General features: G+C 71.3%; 16 protein-coding genes. 10 read left to right on the plus strand and 6 right to left on the minus strand.

Annotation, left to right across the window (positions count from 1 at the left end; all coding sequences use genetic code 11):
* The first annotated feature begins 1 nt into the window (after position 1).
* From WMF19_RS34870 to WMF19_RS34900, 7 genes are all read left to right on the plus strand, one after another.
* Positions 2-1,156: a PEGA domain-containing protein gene (locus tag WMF19_RS34870; protein WP_437894306.1), complete on the plus strand. Its 1,155-nt coding sequence runs from the start codon at positions 2-4 to the stop codon at positions 1,154-1,156.
* A complete protein-coding gene (locus tag WMF19_RS34875) occupies positions 1,156-2,754 on the plus strand; it encodes a PGRS family protein (RefSeq protein WP_437894307.1) in 1,599 nt (532 codons plus the stop codon). The genes WMF19_RS34870 and WMF19_RS34875 overlap by 1 nt, the downstream gene beginning before the upstream one ends.
* A gap of 213 nt (positions 2,755-2,967) precedes the next feature.
* Positions 2,968-3,630, plus strand: a complete 663-nt coding sequence (locus WMF19_RS34880; protein ID WP_437894309.1) for a PP2C family protein-serine/threonine phosphatase — start codon at positions 2,968-2,970, stop codon at positions 3,628-3,630.
* Positions 3,631-3,696: 66 nt separating this feature from the next.
* Positions 3,697-4,551, plus strand: a complete 855-nt coding sequence (locus tag WMF19_RS34885; RefSeq protein WP_437894310.1) for a helix-turn-helix transcriptional regulator — start codon at positions 3,697-3,699, stop codon at positions 4,549-4,551.
* 912 nt (positions 4,552-5,463) lie between these two features.
* On the plus strand, positions 5,464-5,595 hold the full coding sequence (locus WMF19_RS34890) for a hypothetical protein (protein WP_437894311.1): 132 nt from the start codon (positions 5,464-5,466) through the stop codon (positions 5,593-5,595).
* 138 nt (positions 5,596-5,733) lie between these two features.
* Positions 5,734-6,087, plus strand: coding sequence for a hypothetical protein (locus WMF19_RS34895; protein WP_437894312.1), 354 nt, complete (start codon positions 5,734-5,736; stop codon positions 6,085-6,087).
* Between the two features lie 308 nt (positions 6,088-6,395).
* On the plus strand, positions 6,396-7,172 hold the full coding sequence (locus WMF19_RS34900; RefSeq protein ID WP_437894313.1) for a PP2C family protein-serine/threonine phosphatase: 777 nt from the start codon (positions 6,396-6,398) through the stop codon (positions 7,170-7,172).
* Between the two features lie 175 nt (positions 7,173-7,347).
* Here the strand turns inward: WMF19_RS34900 and WMF19_RS34905 are convergent, their stop codons facing one another.
* The 6 genes from WMF19_RS34905 to WMF19_RS34930 all read right to left on the minus strand — a co-directional run bounded on the left by WMF19_RS34905 (position 7,348) and on the right by WMF19_RS34930 (position 14,937).
* A complete protein-coding gene (locus tag WMF19_RS34905) occupies positions 7,348-8,304 on the minus strand; it encodes a hypothetical protein (RefSeq protein WP_437894315.1) in 957 nt (318 codons plus the stop codon).
* Between the two features lie 206 nt (positions 8,305-8,510).
* Complete coding sequence (locus WMF19_RS34910) at positions 8,511-11,180, minus strand: hypothetical protein (protein WP_437894316.1); 2,670 nt, start codon at positions 11,178-11,180, stop codon at positions 8,511-8,513.
* A complete protein-coding gene (locus tag WMF19_RS34915) occupies positions 11,111-12,481 on the minus strand; it encodes a hypothetical protein (protein WP_437894317.1) in 1,371 nt (456 codons plus the stop codon). The genes WMF19_RS34910 and WMF19_RS34915 overlap by 70 nt, the downstream gene beginning before the upstream one ends.
* Positions 12,482-12,629: 148 nt before the next feature.
* Positions 12,630-13,634 (minus strand): CAF17-like 4Fe-4S cluster assembly/insertion protein YgfZ, encoded by a 1,005-nt coding sequence (gene ygfZ / locus WMF19_RS34920; RefSeq protein WP_437894318.1) that lies wholly within the window; start codon positions 13,632-13,634, stop codon positions 12,630-12,632.
* 61 nt (positions 13,635-13,695) lie between these two features.
* A complete protein-coding gene (locus WMF19_RS34925) occupies positions 13,696-14,247 on the minus strand; it encodes a hypothetical protein (RefSeq protein ID WP_437894319.1) in 552 nt (183 codons plus the stop codon).
* Positions 14,248-14,358: 111 nt separating this feature from the next.
* Positions 14,359-14,937: a hypothetical protein gene (locus tag WMF19_RS34930; RefSeq protein WP_437894320.1), complete on the minus strand. Its 579-nt coding sequence runs from the start codon at positions 14,935-14,937 to the stop codon at positions 14,359-14,361.
* A 282-nt stretch (positions 14,938-15,219) separates the two neighbouring features.
* On the opposite strand from WMF19_RS34930, the gene WMF19_RS34935 reads away from it, so the two are divergent.
* The 3 genes from WMF19_RS34935 to WMF19_RS34945 are packed head-to-tail and all read left to right on the plus strand — an operon-like array spanning position 15,220 to position 17,985.
* Entirely contained in the window at positions 15,220-16,566 is a 1,347-nt protein-coding gene (locus WMF19_RS34935; protein ID WP_437894321.1) for a vitamin K epoxide reductase family protein, read from the plus strand.
* Positions 16,567-16,573: 7 nt separating this feature from the next.
* On the plus strand, positions 16,574-17,272 hold the full coding sequence (locus WMF19_RS34940) for a hypothetical protein (RefSeq protein WP_272095141.1): 699 nt from the start codon (positions 16,574-16,576) through the stop codon (positions 17,270-17,272).
* Positions 17,269-17,985, plus strand: coding sequence for a thioredoxin-like domain-containing protein (locus WMF19_RS34945; protein ID WP_437894322.1), 717 nt, complete (start codon positions 17,269-17,271; stop codon positions 17,983-17,985). Before WMF19_RS34940 ends, WMF19_RS34945 begins: the two co-directional genes overlap by 4 nt.
* Positions 17,986-18,048: the final 63 nt, after the last annotated feature.

Genomic DNA, 18,048 nt, shown 5'->3' on the forward strand with positions numbered 1-18,048 from the left:
GATGATGAACCGACGATGCCTCGCTTCCGTGCTCGCCCTCGCGTGCGCGCTCGCTCCCTCGGGCCGCGCGCTCGCCCAGCCCGCTCCGCCGCAGGGCGCGGTGCCCGCTCCGCCGCAGGGCGCGGCGCCCGCATCGCCGCAGGCTGCGGCGCCCGACGAGGCGACGGCGCGCGCCGACGCGCTCTACAAGCAGGGCGTGCAGCTCTACTCGGAGAAGAAGTGGAAGGAGGCCGAGGCGGTCTTTCTCGAGGCCTGGGCGCTCACACCGACGTTCGACGTCGCGTACAACGTCGGGAGCGCGGCCTACCAGCAGGGCAAACACGCGCGCGCCGCGGAGCACCTCTCCTTCGCGCTCCGGCATTGGCCGCTGCTCAGCGCCGTCGCACACCTCAAGCCCACCGCCCAGCAGCGGCTCGCGACGTCGCGGGCCCAGGTCGGCGCGCTCTCCGTCACCGTCAGCGCCCCGCTCGCCGAGGTGCTCATCGACGGCAAGCCCGCCGGCAAGGCCCCGCTCGCCGGCGAGCTCTTCGTCGAGCCCGGCGAGCACACAGTAGAAGCGCGACTCGACGGCTACGCGCCCGCGCAGAAGACCGTGCGCGTCGGCAAGGGAGAGACCGCCGCGGTGGCGCTGGCGATGGTGGCTGCGAAGGGAAATGCGGCGGTGAACGCGGGAGAGAAGACGGCGGCGGGCGACGCGGAGGGGCACGGGCCGAGCGCCGAACAGCCTGCGGCAAAGCCGGAGCAGCACGTCGCGGTTCCGGGGCGCATCGAGCAGCGCAGCTGGATCCCCGTGATTGCGCTCGGCGCGGCGAGCGCCGTGGCGCTCGGCGTGGGCATCGGGACGACCGTGGCGGCGAACGACGCGATCGCGGCGACGCGCACTCAGCGAACCGCGATCTGGACGGCAGGCGGTGCCTGCATTGACGCCCCGGACGAGTACATCGGAGCGTGCGCGGAGGTTCGTGACGGAGAAGCGCGCGTCGACGCGTTCTCCAATGCGGCGCGCATCGCCTACGTGACCTCGGGGCTACTACTCGCTGGAGCGCTGACGTATTCGCTGTGGCCAGCCAGAGCGTCGGCGAGCGCGCGCAGCGTGCGGTTGGTTCCCAACGTCGGTGCGCGCAGCGCCGGGATCATCGCGCAGGGAGCTTGGTGATGAGACATCGCAAGGAAGCAAGGTCGTGGCGCACGCGAACCTCGACGTTCGGCACGGTCGGGCTCGCCGCCGCTCTCCTGAGCGGATGCGATGGCGTGTGGAGCGATCGCGCGAACGACTGCAAGCTCACGCTGATGTGCGAGGAGTATCGTGGGCTCTGGGACCGCGATCCAAGCGCTGTAGGCTGCGTGCCGAGCGAGACCAACGACGCCGTGTCGGACAGCTGCGGCGTGTTCGTCGCCGCGAGCGGCAACGACGGCAGCGCCGGCACCAAGGCCGAGCCGGTCAAGACGCTCGCCGAGGCGCTCCGGCGCGCTCGGGAGACGGGCAGCGACGTGTACGCCTGCGCCGAGCCGTTCGGCGAGTCGGTCGAGGTCCCGGCCGGCGTCGCCCTCTTCGGCGGCCTCGACTGCGAAAGCGGCTGGACCTGGATCGGCGCGCAGACGAAGACTACCGTCGCGCCGGAAGCCGACGCGATCCCGCTAACGCTCGCGCGCGGCGAGGGCACCACGCGCCTCGAGGACATCGAGGCGCGCGCACACGACGCGCTGGCCAAGGGCGGTTCGTCGATCGCCGTGCTCGCCGACGGCGCCACCGCCGAGCTCGCGCGATGCGCCCTCGTCGCCGGCAACGCCGCCGACGGCGACGACGGCGACGACGCGCCGAGCGTCGCGCCCGAGCGCGCGCCGGCCGGCAGCAACGGCGTCGATGCGTGCAGCGACCTCGATGCGGTGGAAGGGCCCGATGCGACACTGCGGGGTGGCGCGCTGGTAGAGAACGCATGCGACGGCGGCGTGCTCTCGATCGGCGGTGCAGGCGGCGATGGAAACGTGAACACAGGCAGCGATGGCGCGACCAGTCAAGGCACCGCCGAGACGGCACGTGGCGGTCTCGGCGAGCCGGTCAATGGAGCCTGGGATTGTGCTGGCAACGAGCCCAACGGTGGCGGTGACTTTGGAGTGAGCGGCATCGCCGGCGAACCCGGCGTCGGAGCGAGTGGTAACGGCACGCTGAGCCGCTCGGGCTACACCGGCGTCCCCGGCGGAGACGGCACGCCCGGCACGCCCGGACAGGGCGGCGGTGGTGGCGGCGGCGCCAAGGGCGGCCGCCTCTGCACCGGCGGCGTCTCGGGCGCGGGCGCCAGCGGCGGCAGCGGCGGCGCTGGCGGCTGCGGCGGCCTGGCCGGAGGGGGCGGTCGCCCTGGCGGCGCCAGCATCGCCCTCGCCAGCGTCGACGCCAGCGTCACCCTCATCGGCTGCACGCTCACTGCCGGACGCGGCGGCAACGGCGGCAAGGGCGGCGACCTGCAGCCGGGAGGCCTGGGCGGTAACGGCGGCGCGGGCGGCGTCGGCGTCGGCGGCACCAATCCCGGCTGCGCCGGTGGTCAAGGCGGCAAGGGCGGCAACGGCGGCCCCGGCGGCGGCGGCCTCGGCGGTCCCTCGCTCGCCATCGCCTTCCGAGGCACGCCCGTCGTCCAGCAGGGCCAGACCTCGCTCACCCCCGGCGCCCCGGGCACCGGCGGTCCGGGCGGCAGCAACAACATCACCGACAACGCCGGCGCCGACGGCGCGACGGCTGGAGAGCAGGAGCTTCGATGACCGCACGGCCGAGCCACACACCGCGCGCTTGGCGCGGCGCGGAGCTCGGCGTGCTCAGGAGGATGTACCGCGCGGCGCTGGCCGCGCTGACGTAGACGTAGGCCGAAGGCCGCGCGCGGCGCGGCTTGAGCAGGAACAAAGAAACGCGCGCCGCCGAGCGCGGCGCGCCATGGCTCGGCTCGTCTTGGCGACGAGCACGCGAGGAGGACGATCGTGTACCCACAGCTCGCCATCGAGGCGGCGGCGCAATCGGACGTAGGCCGCCACCGCAGCCACAACGAGGACAGCTTCGCGGCCCTGCCGCACCTGGGGCTGTTTCTGGTCGCCGACGGCCTCGGCGGCAGCGCGGCCGGAGAGGTCGCGTCCCGTATCGCCATCGAGGTGGTCCAGCGCTGCTTCGAGGAGGACGCCGACATGGAGCGGACCTGGCCCCGCGGCGGCGCGGCGCCGGCCGAGACCTGGACCCCCGGCGACCGCGACGAGGTGCGGCTCATGCTCGGCGTGCGACGCGCCCACCGGGCCATCTACGAGGCCAGCCAGCAGCACGACGAGCAGCGCGGCATGGCGACGATCTTCGCCGGCGTGCTGCTCGCGCCCGGCATGGCCTACATCGCGCACGTCGGTGACTCGCGCGTCTACCGCATGCGCGGCGGCACGCTGCAGCGGCTGACTCGGGATCACACGGTGCTGGAAGACACGCTCGGCGACGGCGGCGGAGCACGGGAGGCGGTCGAGGCGCTCAGCGAGCGGGCCAACGTCATCACCCGCGCGCTCGGGGCCGGCGAGGACGTCGATATCGAATCGCGCGTCGAAGCCACCGCGCCGGGCGACCTCTTCCTCGTCTGCTCCGACGGGCTGTGGGGCCCGGTGCCTTAGGTCGGGCAGCACAAGGCCGGGCTCCGCGGTGCATCGGACAGGAGTGCTCACGGTTCAGGAGGGAACATGGAGGACATGCTGGGTGCAATGTGGCTCGTCTCGCCGCTCGGGCTCGCGATGATCGCGTGCGTCGCGATCGGCTTCGCGGTCACCGCGCGCGAAGCGCTGGGACGGGAGCGGGGGTTTCGTGAGGCGCGCGAGCAGGCGCATGCTGAAGAGGAGGCAGCCCTCACCGATGCAAAGGCGCAGGCAGCGGGGGAGCGAGATCGATACCGGCGGCTCCTGGACTGTCACGTCGACGCGGCGCTCGCCGAGCTGAGAGACGCCCGAGGGCGCCCCGTCCCCTGGCCGGGAAGGGTCCTCGAGTCGTTCTGTGCGACGACGCCTTCGTGGAGGAGAAAGCTGGCCGAGTGCACGGGGTTGGAACCGAGGGAGGTGGAGCGGCTGCTGAGGAGCGACCTGCCCATGACGCCCGGCCTCGCGCGGCAGCTGGAGACCTTCACCGGCACGCCGGCGCGGTACTGGGAGCGCCTCTGGCGGCTGCACGACGATCGCCGAACGGACGCGGAGGATACCGCGGTGATCCAGGCCGGCGAGCCCGTCACCGAGCGTGAGAGCTCGGCGTCGCCGCCGATACCTCCCCGCGCGCTCGACGTTCCACCTCCCGTGGTGCCGTCTCCCGAGCTCGCGGCCAGGAGCCCGCAGGCGAAGCTCCCGCCGCCTCCCCTGCCGCAGCTCCGGCCACCGCGCCCTGTCCGCGCCGCCACAGGGGAAGAGCTCGCCCGTCGCGCTGCCCCCCTGACGAGCTTCCCGCTACAGCCCGACGGAGGCGGGGCGAGCCCTGCCAGTGCGTCCGATTGGGAGGAAGCAGAGCGCTCTCCCCTGAACACGACACTCCCGGGAGTAGGACGCCATGGGTGAGAGCAGCCGAGCCTCGCACTCGGGCAACGCGACGGACCGGCGCGGAACGATGAGCCGCAACGGGGCGAGCGAGGCGTCCCCTCCCGGCCCGCCCACAGCGCGGCGCGTGGGCGGGGCCGGCGGCGAAGCCGCAGGAGATCACCGCGGCGCCGATGGCGCCACCGCCGAGCTCGCGCGCTGCGTCCTCGAACCTGGCCGCACTCCTCCCCTCCCCGCCCCCCGCAACCACGTCGCTGCGTCATCCAACGCACAGCGTCACCGGAGTCGCAGGAAAAAAAATGAGGCCGGCGGACGATTGCGCAGCGAACCAGGGCCTCTCGCCGGAACTAGACAGGTAGAGGAGGCCGGAAACGGCTCGGCAGGGCGACCGGCGGATCACCACCGCAGCGCGGAGGGGGTCCATCACGCCGGAGGGTTGGCCGGGGGACAGCTGGATCGTCTTCAGCCCCCGCGCTCGGCGCGCAGTCCAGGAACAGCGACTCCCTCCTCGCCTTTTTCTCTTGACAATTGCCGTACGATTCGCTCGCTGGCGGGGCGCTCGCATGCTCGTCAGCGCCGGCAAAGGTGGGCGCTCCCGGTGTCACCGGCAGCCGTTGTCTTGCTGCAAGCGCGCGCTGCCTTGCCGCCGGCGCCCGTTGTCCTGCCTCGCGAGGCCGTTGTCTTGCCGCTGGGACGGGCTGTCTTGCCCCGCGAGACCGTTGTCTTGCCGCTGGGACGGGCTGTCTTGCCCCGCGAGGCCGTTGTCTTGCCGCTGGCACCCACTGTCTTGCCGCCGGCGCCTCTTGTCCTGCCGCGCGAGACCGTTGTCTTGCCGCTGGCGCCCGCTGTCTTGCCCTGCGAGGCCGTTGTCTTGCCGCCGGCGCCCGTTTGTCGCCCACGGCATGGCCGGGCTCCCCGAACGCAGCGCCGGCGGTGCAGTTCACCGCCGGCACGGCCGGCGACGGCGGCAGCGCCGCGCCCGGCGGTCCGCCGGAGAGCGCCGGCGTGCCGGGAAGCGGTGGGAGCTGCTGGAACGTCGCGACCGACGAGCGCCGCGGAGAGTGAGGAAAATCATGTCATCCCGTGAGAATCTTAGACGGCCAGCGGCAAGTAAGCGCAATGTCGACGATTTTCGCGAGAGATCCCTGGGCGAGCAGCTTCGTCGACGGCAGAATGGGCGGCCTCAGCCGAGAAGGAGCGCCCATGTCCAAACGTCGGCCGATCAACACCACCACCATGCCCCGCTCGGGAAACGCGATCCACGTGAGCGCGCGGGAGATGTGGGAGCTCGCGTGGTTGCGGAAGCTGGGTCTCGAGGACATCGCATGGGACGCGGCGCGCTATTGCGAGGACTGCAGAGCGGAGCGCGCCGCTCAAGGGGGAGACGTGGAGGACATCGCGCCGCCCTCCGGGACTCGGTCCTACTTCCCGATGCCGGACGACGGCGAGGACACCACGCCATCCGCCAGCGCTCCACGGACGCGCAGCGAGAGCGACGGCAAGCCGGCGCACCTGGCGCTCGCGCAGCCGCGTCGTCCGGACTACACGAAAAACTGATCGGCGGGGGTGTGAGCGCCGCGCGCGCTCTGATGACCTGCGGCAGCGCCGCGGTGCGCGGCCCCGGAGAACGGACCGGCTCCCTGCGATCACAGCGCACCAGCGAGCCCGCTCGTCCTCGCGCCGGGTGTGGGTGATGGATTCTCTTGTGCAGCGTGGTGCTGGCAGCGCTGCCGCTGCGCTGAGGTAGCGACGTAGCGAAGGCCGCGCCGCGCGCGGCCCGATCTCATCGAGGAGAATGCGCGTCGCAAATGGCGGCGCGCCATGGCTCGGCTCGTCTCGAGGACGAGCGCACGAGGAGGACGAAGGTGCATCCACAGCTCGCCATCGAGGCGGCGGCGTACTCGGACGTGGGCCGCCGCCGTAGCCACAACGAGGACAGCTTCGCGGCGCTGCCGTGCCTTGGGCTCTTCATGGTAGCCGACGGCCTGGGCGGCAACGCGGCCGGAGAGGTCGCATCCCGCATGGCCATCGAGGTGGTCAAGAGCTGCTTCGAGGAGGACGAGGATCTCGAGGAGACGTGGCCCTACGGCACGGGGAGTCCGCACAACCGCGACGAGGTAAGGCTGGTGTTGAGCGTGCGGCGTGCGAACCGGGAGATCTACGAGGCGAGCCAGCGGCAAGAAGCGGTGCGCGGCATGGCGACCACCTTCGCGGGCGTGCTGCTCGGGCCGGGAATGGCGTATATCGCGCACGTGGGCGACTCGCGGGTCTACCGGATGCGCGGCGGCAAGCTGGAGCGGCTGACGCGAGACCACACGCTGCTGGAGGAGCTGCTGAGCGATGGTGAAGGCGCGCTGGCAGCGCTGGAGGCGCTGAGCGGCCGGGCGGACGCGGTGACCCGCGCGCTCGGGTGCGACAAGAACGTCGATATCGAGTCGCGCGTCGAGCCGACCCTGCCGGGCGACGTCTTCCTCGTCTGCTCCGACGGGCTGTGGGGCCCGGTGCCCGAGGCGCGGATCGAAGGCGTGCTCGGGAGGCACCGGGACCTGAGCCTCGCGGCGAGCCTGCTGGTCGACATCGCGAACGAGCACGGCGGGCCGGACAACATCACGTGCGTCCTGGCGCGCCTGGGAGGCGGGTGACCCGGCGCGCGATGGCGCAGAGAGAGGCGCTGTCGAGGTCGCTTTGCGCCCTCGCGTCGAGTCAAGAGCGGAATCTCGAACCGCCAAGTCGCCAAGGCGCCAAGATCTCGTGCTCTTCTTGGCGTCCTTGGCGCGCTTGGCGGTTCATTTACGCTCGATCAACGCGATCGGCGTCCTAACCGTCGACGAGCCCCACGCTCCCGCCGGTGGGCTTCGCGTCGCTGCCCGCCTGCTGCGGCTCCGCCGCTTCGGCCTTCTTCTTCGTGTTGCGGTTGAACAGCCGCCGTGTCGAGATCGGCACGAGCCGCGGAATCGTGGGGTCGATGCCGTGCGCCCCGTCGAACGCGCGGATGATCTGGCCCATGATCAGGATGTTGATCCCGTCAGCGCGGTCGAGGGCGCCTTGGGTCACCTTCGCGTCCACAGGGCGGTTCGTCGCGTCGGCCACCGCGACGCGGAGCTCCCTGGCCGCGTCGTCCAGCTCCTTCGCGTAGGACTCATCGAGGCTCGCGAGCTCCAGCCGCCCCGTGAGCGCCTCGTCGTCGCTCTTCAGCCAACGGCGCAGCAGCTTCGCGGTCTGCTGGAGGCCCCCCGCCAGCGTCTCGCTGGTGGCGGCGGTCCCGAATGCAGCGTCAACCTGCGCCCGCAACTTCTCGTCCCGGCCCGACGCGTCGCGGAGGGCGTCATAGGCCTGGTCGCGGAGCTCGATCGCCCTCGACTGCGCCGCCTCCGACGCCTTGTCCTGCCCCGCCCTCGCGATACCAGCCGAGGCGTTCGTCGTCGCACGCTGCCGATCGAGCTTCTCCAGCGCGAGCGCCTGCTGGACGGCGAGCGCGAGCAGCGGCTTCGAGAAGCCACGGAGCCTCCGCTTCTGCTCGTCCGTGGCCTGTTGATAGAAATCCCAGGCTTTGCGGTAGATCCGCGCGGCGTCCGTGACGATCCTGCTCGACAGGATCGTCTTGCCGACGCTGACGAGATCCGCGTCGGTCGTGCCGGCGAGGATCGCCTTGAGCGACGATTTGGGCGGCTCGCCGACGTCTGCGGCGAGGAGCTCGAGCGCGTGAGTCGCGTCCTGCTCCCCGTCCTGTGCTTCGTGCACGTCTTGCTTCGGGGGCGTCTTCTTGGTGGCCATCGGAGGAATTCAAAGTTGCCAGCCCGGAGAGTCCAGCGAAAACGGCGAGCGACATCCGTCGAGATCTTGCTTGGCAGTCGTTCGCTTCCCTGACGGCCTTCCCGGAAGACTGCGTAGAACACCCTGCCACGGCGATGAAGGCGAATGCGGGTGCGACCACCGAAGGCGCCGCGTACGAGCTCCGGCGGACATCCCACCGCCCCGGATCATGAACGCAACACCGGCTCGGCCTCGACAATGGGCGCAAGCTCCTGCAGGGTGCTTGCCCTCTCCGCATCGAAGCCAGACACCTCGCCGTAAAACGCGAGCGCACGGCGCGCCGTGCTCGCGGCGCATCGCCTGCCGAGGCGATGCTCGAGGCGCGCGAGATCAGCGAGGATGCGAGCGCGATCGAGGTAACCTGCCTTACCGAGGGACGACTCCGCGCGCTCGTCGGCGCAGCGGAGGGCCTCTTCTGCCTCGTCACCGCGCCCATCGAGGGTGAGGACCCGGCCGAAGCTGGCCAGCGTGCGCCATTGCTCCGGGTGCTCGGGGGGCAGCGTCGACAGCTTCTCTCGCGCGCGCTCGAGTAGCCACGCTGCTTCCTGGTACCTGCCCTCCACGACCAGCGCTCCGGCGAGCAGCCGGAGGGCCCTCACGCGCTCCGTGGGGGAGAGGGAAGGCGTGCCCGGCTGCGCTAGGAACTGCGAGAGGGCTTCCTCTGCTTCGGCGTTCAGGCCGGCGGCGCCGCCCTGTGCCGGAGGAGGACGAAGCTCGCCCTCTCCGGGGAGGCGCCCATCGGGGCCAAGGAGCTTGCGCAGGAGCATCTCCGCCTGCGCCGCGCGACCCGTCCTGGCGAGCGCTTCGGCCAGCGTCGGGATGAGCACGGCGAAGCTTTCCTGGTCGACGCCCACGAGCCGGCCTTCCAGCGCGACGGCCTCGCCGAGAGCACGGAGCGCGCGCTCACCCTCCCCCAGCCCGACAAGGGCGAGGGCATGGCCGTGATGGATCGCCCGGTAGAGCGGGTGCTCTGGACCGAGCTTTGCCCTCGCATCGTTGAGCAGCCCCCTGAGCCTCCTCTCGGCCTCGGCGTAGTCGCCGCGCTCAAGCGAAGGGCGCCAGTAATCGAGGTGTCCCCTCATCCAGCGTGCCGTCTCCTCGCTCGGGCTCGTTCTTCGCCACGCGCGCCAGCGCTCCCCAGCCCATGCGAAGAATTTGAACTTATCTAGCCACATCATCAGCGGCACCAGGAGAAGGAACCATCCACCACGGCGAAGGGTCTCAAGGAAATCGCCGATCGCAGACTGCAAAAAGAAAAAGATCGCGAGATACCAGGCGGTGCCTGGGATCAGACGCCAGAATTCAGAATCACGGAAGAACTGAATCGGGGTGTCGAGCAAGCGCTTACCGGCGCGGCGCAGGCGCTCCCCTGGGGTCATCAAGCGCAGCATCTCTTCGTAGCGTTGGAGCTTGATCTCCAGGTCGGCTCCTCGCGGATCACCCAGCGCGGAAAGGTGTCGTGCCACATCCCAGAGCCGCAGCGGGAGATGCCGGTTTCGCTCGAGGGAGAGCGCGCGCTGCCCCCATGCAGCGGCGGCGCCGGGATCGCCGACGACGAGCGCGAGGGCCGCCAGCTCAGCCAACCATGGGCCCGCGCCGCGCCGCAGCACGCACTCGATGGCGAACTCGATTGCCTCGGGATTGCGGAAAACCGCGTTGCTCATGGACGCTGGAGCCGGACAGCTCGCCGCGAAATCGCCGAGATCCATGTGACTTACCGTGACGCGCTTGGAAATCCTTGACGCGATGCTCTGGAGACGCGCCGCGCGAAGCCGCTGCACCTCCCCGTCGTTGCCGCGCAAACGAAGCAACGGCAGCGACGTCATCCTCTCTGCTGCCTCGGCCCACGACACCTTGCCTATTCGAAACCAGTCCTTCAGGCACGCCTCCGCCGCCAGCGTCGCCCCCGGATCCTCCGCGCCGACAAGGAGCTCCACGAGGTGATCCTCGCCCACCCCGTGGCGAAGCAGCGCCCGCGCGAGCTCCACGGCCTCCGGCTCAAGCCCCGTCAGCGCCGCGACGGCGCCGGCGTGGGCCGAGCCGGCCTCCTCCAGGAGGCGGCGCGCATCGAGGAATGGCATCATGCGGTCATGCACGGGCCAGTACCCGGGGCAGGGCAGCGAATCCGTGACCACAAGCGCGTGCGACCGCCGCCCCGCCTCCGCGAGCGCCCAGCGGAAACGCCGGAGGTGGGCCGCGGCGCGCGGCCTGCACGCGACCCACGCGTCCGCCGCCGCCGATTGGACGTCCGTCACGAACGCAGCATAGTCCTGCGTAGGGCTCAGCCAGCGCAGCGTCTGCCCAGGGAAAGCCGCGGAGAACGCGCTCCACGCCCGCTCGACGTCCTCGGGTCCGCCCGACCCAGCCCACACGACCGGCGCCTCCGCCGCGAGCGCCGCTCTTAGCCCAAGCACCGCATGCGCGACCGGGCCGGGCGGGCAGTCCTGGTGCTGCGAGATCCAGTCGAAGAAATCCGGCGCGCCGTGCTTGAGTGCGGTCGACGTCTCGCGATCGCAGAAGAGAACAACCTTGAGCCCGCGCCGCGCGAACATAGGACGCTCGAGGTTCAGCCACGCGGCGTCGTCACTCGTCGGAAGGAGGACCAGCAGGCTCCCCTCGGGGGCCGTCGCGACGGTCCGGACGTCTGCAGCGACGTCGACCCGCGGATCCACCTCGGCGAGCGACCTCACCAGCTCACCGAGCCGCTCCGGACGCGCGTGATCCACGTGGAGGAGGATCGCCGCCTTGCTGAGCCGCAGGCTGAGCTTCAGCCTGTGGAGCCAGGAGGCCTCGTGCGGAGCAGCCTCATCGTGAGCAGCGGGTGCGGGTAGTACCATTCGGACCCGTTCGGATAGGGTAGCAGTGCATTGATCTTGAGCAGCGTGCTCGCCTTGTCCCTGTCCTCGGGGAGGCGATGTTGCGGATCGGCCACGACTGCTTCCAACAGGCGGATCTGCCCGACATCGAGCCCCGACTCTTTCACGAGCCGCCACTCGTCGAGCACCTTGTCCACAAGCGTGTCCGTCACCGCGAAGGCGTCCACGTCCCACGCGAGCTCGGCGAGCCGGCGGATGAAGCGGACGAACTCGCGCGCGCGCCCACCGGAGTAATAGGCGAGCCGGTCGAGGAGCGCCGGAGATACGAGACCCGGCGCGCCGAGGTCGGCGACGCGACGTGCGAACAGCGCATGAAAGAACGGCACGCCAGGGCCGAGACGGCTGGGATCGTCAGGCAACATGACCGGGACATTCACGAGCGGAGGGACGCCGGAGAACCCGCTGATGTTGCTCATGTAGCCGCCCTGGCGCAGGATGAAGGGACCGCAGAGGACGACGCGGCAGGCGAGCTGGCTTATCATCTGCGAGTCGAGGAACAGCTCCTTCGCGCGCTCGAACGAGTCGATCCGATCCAGCCCGTCGATGATGAGCAGCACCTTGCTCCCATGCTGCTGGACGAGGCCGATCAGCACGTTCACGCAGGCAAGGAGCGTCTGAACTTCGGCGTCCTGGTCGGGCAGCGACGTCTTCTTCCGGCCGAACGGCAGCGACCATCTCCCGGCATCCGCTACCGCCGCGAGCACGCTGAGCCCTGACTCGATCGCGGCGCCGGCGGCGCCGCCCACCACGCCAGCCGCGCCGCGCGAGGCGAGCACCACCATGGACTTGGCGAGCTTCGCGATGTCGATCGAGGGCGCCTGCGCGATTTCGTCGGACGACTGCGCGAGCTTGATCCACGTCTGCTCGAGTGCGCGCAGGTGGATCTCCGGGAATGAAAATCCGAGCTGCTCCTCGGCGCTGCGCAGCAGCGCGACCCCCGCGAGAAAGCAGACCTCCCATGGGCTGATGTGCTGCAAGGCCGCCGCATCGCCGACGACCTGCTCGAAATGGCGCTCGAGGTTGATGACGACCACGAACTCCTTCCTCGATCGCGCCTCGGCGATCCGCAGGAGCTCGGTTGTCTTCCCCGTGCCCACCGTCCCCGTGAGCAGCATCCGCGGGACGCCGAAAGGACGGTCAAGCGCCTTGTTGATGTTCTCAAATGGACTCAGCGGGCGATCCGCGCGCCAGGCCGACAACTCCGCGGGAACAGCGGGGTCGAAGCGTTCGTGGACCGTCTGCCAGATCGCGCGGCGCGACATGCGAGCATCCTACCCAAGGCCCGACTGCGCTGCCAGCAGCGTCATGACGCGGTCCGATGTGGAGGGCCGATCCCGCGAAGCGCGGGTCAACTGCCCATTCCGGCGAGGGGCCACCGCTCGCCCGCCCGTCCCCACCTGAGCGCGCCGTTCAGCGTCGGGCCGGCGCGCCGCTCGCCCCGGGCGAGGCGCCCGGCGCGCGCGTGATCTCGGCCGCCCGGCCGGCGACCCGGAGCGCCGTGCCCTGGACGGCGTGTTTGTATTTGACGTAGCCGAGCGCGAGAAGCCCTGTCCCGCGCGGATCCTCGACCTGGCTCGTGACGGCGCCGACGGCCGCGCCGTCGGGCAGCGCGATCTCCGCGCCCGCGGGCACGCCGCCCTCCCCCTCCACGGCGAGCTGCACGAGCCGCTTCTTGGCGTGGCCGCGCGCCTGGAGCATGAACACCGTCTCCTGCCCCAGGTAGCACCCCTTGTTGAACGAGACGGCGCGCTCCTCGATCGACGCTTCCTGCGGGAAGTTCTGGTCGTCGAAGTCGACCCCGAACCGCGGGACGTTGTTCTCGACCCGGAGCACCTCCCACGCCGCCGCCGTCACCGGCACGACCTGGCGGGCCTCGCCCTCGGCGAGGAGCGCCTCGAGGACGGCGCCCTCGGCCTGCCGGGGCGCCACGAGGAGCGCGCCCCCGAGGCCGGTCCAGTCGACGAGCGCGGCCTCGGCGCCGGCCGCGCGCCCGGCCGCCGCGAGATCGGCGGACCGCGGGCCGTGGGCGAAGACCCAGGCGTGCTCGCCGGAGGCGTCCTGGACCTCGGCGTCCTCCATGATGAGGTAGCGGTCGAAGATCTCCCGGAGCTGCTCGACGCGCTCCCGCAGCGCGCCGACGTAGATGCGATCGGCCGCGATCACGATCCACACCTCGGCGAAGATCTTCCCGGTCTTCCCCACGTTGAGCCCGTAGGCGCCGCCCGCGGGAGGCGCGGCCTTCGCCCCGGCAGGCAGCGGCTTCTGCGGCGCTAGATCGCAGGTGACAAGGCCGTTCAGCCAGGTCTGCCGGTCCGAGCCGGTGACGATCAGCGTCCCGAGCTCGGGCATGGCCTGCACGAGCGCCCCTTCGCGGAGCGCGCGCCGCCGCTCTTCCAGTTCGTGAGCGTTGCTCATCGAGGCCGGATCGTGGAGGAGGGAGCCCGCGCCGTCGAGGGGCGGCCCGAACTTTCAGCGCTCAGGGATCGACCTCGGCGACGAGCGCCGGGAACTGCGCCGACTTGTGGACGCCCGGCGGGACGATCGCCGCGTCGACGTGACCGACGAGGCGGCGGAGCGCGTCGGCGTCGGCCGAGAGGACCTCGGCGACGACGGTGAGCGCCCTCGGGAGCGACGCGACGGCCTCGATCACTTCGTCCGCCGACGCGCCCCGGACCAGGATCGCGCGCGCGCCGACCTTCGCGGCGGCCTCGGCCCCCTCCTTGCTCTCCGCCAGCGCGAGCGGGAGCATCCGCATCGTCCTCGCCCCCTTCGCGAGGCGGTCCCAGTCGTCGAGCGGCAGCGTCGCGTCGATGCAGACCCCGTCCGCCCCGTGGTAGCGCGCCGCGAGGGCGCCGTCGCGATCGCTCACCCGCGACAGGCAGAGCGACGGCACGGTCCTCGTCGCCCGCGCGGCCCCCTGCATGGCGAGCCCCGCCTCGGCGAACGCGAGCGCCGAGATGTTGAGCTCATGCAGCCGCGCCGCATCCTCCGCGGGCGCCTCCGAGCCGACGAGCCCGACAAGAGCCATGTTCTTCCTCCGGGTGGAGAGCACCTGGAGAAGATCGCGTGTGGACGGGACGATCGATCCTGCATCGAAATCCGACATGGGGAGGGCGGGTAGACGAGACGAACGCGCGGGTCAAGCGAGGGATCGCTCGGGGTCCTCGAGCGCGGGTCGGGAATCCATGGCTGGAACGTCCTGCACGCGCATCCACACGGCCGTCTGATCGCCCTCGTAGCAGACGCTGCCTTCGTGACGGAACTCGAACGAATAGCGGATCATGTGCCGCTTCGCGCCGAGGCGGGAGCGCGTCGCCACGCACGTCGCCTCGATGGGCGCGCCCGGCTGGACCAGCTTGCGAAAGACCACCCGGTGGATGTTGGTGCCATAACCGATCCAGCCCTCGCGGTGGCGCAGCCCGAGCAGGTGGTAGGCGTGCACGAAGCCGAGCATCCCCGTCGCGTGCACCATGATGGCGCCGGCGACGTGGCGCGGGTGCAGCAGCGGGTGCGCCCGCTGCGCGTCGACGAGCGGCATCGGCCTGTCGGTCGGCATACGACAGCGCACGAGGCCCTTCTCGGCGTCCACCTCGAGGAGCTCGTCGAAGAAGAGCACCGAGGGGTCGTAAGGGAGGTCCGCGAGGAACTCGGCATCGAACGGACCGAGCTTCACAGGAGGGGGCGCGCCGGTCGCCGCGCCGGGTGCAGAGGTCGTCATCGGTTGGCTCTGGGATCCCGAATCCCCCCGAGCCGGCTCCTAGCAGCGGCCGATCGCGTGGGCAACGCCGACCAGCGCCTCGCCTCGCCTCGCCTCGCGGCGCGAGGCCGGCGGCCTCGGCGATGCCTGCCGGCGGGCTCAGCGCGACGCTCCCCGCGCGCGACGCGGGGCGATCGCTCCCTGGACGGCGCGGCGCGCGTGCGCGTCGCCGGCCGCGCGACGCCCGCGCGCACAGGCGTCCTTATTTGACGCGTTGCCCGACGTCGCGTAATCCACTCGGCCATGTCAGGCAGTCGTGGTCCTCGCGGGCCTGCGGCGCTCGCGCTCAGCGGGTCGCTCCTGGGACTCGCGTTCAGCGCCTCATCGACGTTCGATTACATCCGGCACCTCGACCGGCAGGTCCACGACCTGCACTGCAGCTTCATCCCGGGGCTCGGCGCGCAGGCGGGCGCCGACACCGCGTGCCGCGTGGCCATGTACAGCCCCTACTCCGCCCTGTTCCGCGAGGGCTTCTGGGGCGGTATCCCGATCTCGCTGTTCGCCCTGGGCGCGTTCGCGTTCTTCGCGGCGTTCGCGCTCTATGTGCTGCTCTCGGCCGAGCACGCGCCGCGGCGCGCGGCGCACTTCCTGTTCGTCGCGGGCCTCACGCCGCTCGCCGTGTCGCTCATGATGGCGATCATCTCGGCGACGCGCCTCGGGGTGTTCTGCAAGACGTGCGTGGGCATGTACATCTCGTCGGTCCTGCTCGCGGCCGGCGGCGTCTGGGCGTTCCTCGAGGACCGCAGGGCGGCCCGCGCCGCGGCCTGGTCCAGCGCGGCGCCGCGCGCGGCTGCTCCGGCAGGCGCGGCCGGTGTGGGGCCCACCGTGCCCGCGGCGCCCCTCGGGGTCGACGCGCCGGGCGGGGCCGCCGCAGCGCCTGCCCAGCCCGCGCGCCGCATGGGCTCGCTGCTGCTCCTGCCGGGGTGGCTCGTCGCGCTCGCCGTGTGCGCGGTGACGCCGGCGCTGCTCTACGCGAGCGCGCTGCCGAGCTACGCGAGCTACATGACCGGCTGCGGCAAGCTGGAGAAGCCGACCGAGCCGAACGGCGCGCTGCTCCACGTGACCCGCCCGGGCGCGGTGCAGCCGGCGACGATCTTCGTCGATCCGCTCTGCCCGACCTGCAAGGCGTTCCACCAGCGGCTCGTGTCCGAGGGGGTGTTCGACAAGCTCGACGCGACGCTGGTGCTCTTCCCGCTGGACAGCGAGTGCAACTGGATGCTCGACCGGCCGGTGCACCCGGGCTCGTGCCTCCTCTCGAAGGCCATCCTGTGCAGCGATCACCGGGCGATGGATGTGCTCGAGTGGGCCTACGAGAACCAGGAAGAGCTGCTCGCCGGCGCGAAGGCGGGGGCGGGCACCGCCAACGTCCAGGCGGCGATCCGGCAGCGCTGGCCGGGGCTCGACGCATGCATGGACTCGAAGGAGACGGCGCTGCGGCTGAACCGTATGCTCCGCTACATCGTGGACAACAAGCTCCCTGTCTCGACGCCACAGATGTTCCTGGGCACGACGCGGCTCTGCGACGAAGATACGGACATCGGGATGTCGTACGCGATAAGGCAGCTCGCGCCGGCGCTCCGGACGAAGTGAGGTGTTCATGAGAGGCGCAGGGATCATCGGGATCGTGGCCGGGTGCGCGCTTCTGGTCGCGTCCGGGGTGACGGTGCACAGCGAGGTGCAGGCCGCGTCGCAGCGCCTGAAGACGGGCCTGGCCGCAGCGGTGAAGCCGGCCGTGGCCATCGCCAACGACGCCGAGGCGCCGTATTGCACGCCCGCGTTCAAGACGGTGCTGCAGCGGGTGCTCAACGCGTGCGGCCTCGTCGGGGCGGAGGCGCGGCGCGGGTGCCAGCCGGCCGACGTGAAGACGCTCGCGTCGATCAGCGACGACGACTTCAACGCGCTCTTCACGCCGCTGAAGCAGCGCGGCGGGGTCGTGATGTTCGACGACGCCTCGGAGAAGCTCGACGACGACGGGAAGAAGATGATCGAGGAGATGTGGCTCGATCGGCGCGGCGCCCGCTATTTCTTCATCGTCGCCCGCGCGTCGAAGACGGGGGGGCCGGAGTTCAACCGGACGCTGTCCCACAAGCGCGCGAACAGCGCGTTCTTCGACATCTCCGACAAGTTCAAGGAGCAGGACCTGGACAAGAAGGTCGGGATGCTGTGGCTCGGGAACGAGTTCGCGCAGCTCGGCGCGGAATACTGCCAATGGAACGTCTCGCGCAAGAACAAGGCATGTACGGCGGAGGCCATCAACCGGAGCGCGTTCGTCTCGTGGGTGGACTGTCAGCTGTGAGCACCGCGAGGACGAGCGGCGCCCTCCGGAGCGCCTTCGTGGCCCTCACCCTGGCCGCGGGGCTCGCGGGGGGGTGCGACGCGGACAAGAAGGCCGATCTGCCGCCGCCTCCGACGCCCGGGCAGGGGCGGAGCAACGCGGTGACGGCGCCGGGGGCCGCGGCGCCCGCGAGCGCCACGGCGCCGGCGAGCGCCGCGGCGGAGGCGGCGCCGGCCGCCCCGCGGCTCCTGTGCACGGGGCAGTCGCCGCGGCCTGCGCCTTCGTCGGGCGGGCTCACGGCGGTCGCCGCCGCCGGCGCGGAGAAGCTGCCGGCGCACATCGGGTTCGGCGTCGGCAAGTGGGTGTGGGTGAACTTCTGGGCGGCGTGGTGCAAGCCGTGCATGGAGGAGATGCCACGGCTGCTCGGGTGGCAGCAGAAGCTGCGGGCGGCCGGCGTGCTCGTCGACCTGGCGTTCATCTCGATCGACGACGACGAGCGGCAGCTGTCGCGGTTCCTGGAGGCGCAGCCGGGCACCGGGGTGCGCGCCTCGTACTGGCTGCCCGACGGACCCCAGCGGGCCGGGTGGCTGCGGGCGCTCGGCGTGAAGGAGACGACCGAGCTGCCGATCCACGCGATCGCGGCGCCGAGCGGGCAGGTGACGTGCGTGATCCAGGGCGCCGTCGAGGACAGCGACTATCCGACGATCGCGGCGCTGCTCGGGGGGAAGAAGTAGCCTCCTGCCAGCGGCAGCTCTCCTGGACCGCGTGGGGCCAGGAGACCGCTCTTCCTCGAGCGT

Origin of the sequence: Sorangium sp. So ce124, from assembly GCF_051525235.1 — a bacterium.
GTDB lineage: Bacteria > Myxococcota_A > Polyangia > Polyangiales > Polyangiaceae > Sorangium > Sorangium atrum.

Coding starts and splice junctions, on each gene's coding strand:
- WMF19_RS34925 (WP_437894319.1), bottom strand. CDS start 14,247: ATGGCTCTTGTCGGGCTCGTCGGCTCGGAGGCGCCCGCGGAGGATGCG.
- WMF19_RS34885 (WP_437894310.1), top strand. CDS start 3,697: ATGGAGGACATGCTGGGTGCAATGTGGCTCGTCTCGCCGCTCGGGCTC.
- WMF19_RS34940 (WP_272095141.1), top strand. CDS start 16,574: ATGAGAGGCGCAGGGATCATCGGGATCGTGGCCGGGTGCGCGCTTCTG.
- ygfZ (WP_437894318.1), bottom strand. CDS start 13,634: ATGAGCAACGCTCACGAACTGGAAGAGCGGCGGCGCGCGCTCCGCGAA.
- WMF19_RS34870 (WP_437894306.1), top strand. CDS start 2: ATGATGAACCGACGATGCCTCGCTTCCGTGCTCGCCCTCGCGTGCGCG.
- WMF19_RS34910 (WP_437894316.1), bottom strand. CDS start 11,180: ATGGTACTACCCGCACCCGCTGCTCACGATGAGGCTGCTCCGCACGAG.
- WMF19_RS34905 (WP_437894315.1), bottom strand. CDS start 8,304: ATGGCCACCAAGAAGACGCCCCCGAAGCAAGACGTGCACGAAGCACAG.
- WMF19_RS34935 (WP_437894321.1), top strand. CDS start 15,220: ATGTCAGGCAGTCGTGGTCCTCGCGGGCCTGCGGCGCTCGCGCTCAGC.
- WMF19_RS34915 (WP_437894317.1), bottom strand. CDS start 12,481: ATGTCGCGCCGCGCGATCTGGCAGACGGTCCACGAACGCTTCGACCCC.
- WMF19_RS34930 (WP_437894320.1), bottom strand. CDS start 14,937: ATGACGACCTCTGCACCCGGCGCGGCGACCGGCGCGCCCCCTCCTGTG.
- WMF19_RS34875 (WP_437894307.1), top strand. CDS start 1,156: ATGAGACATCGCAAGGAAGCAAGGTCGTGGCGCACGCGAACCTCGACG.
- WMF19_RS34895 (WP_437894312.1), top strand. CDS start 5,734: ATGTCCAAACGTCGGCCGATCAACACCACCACCATGCCCCGCTCGGGA.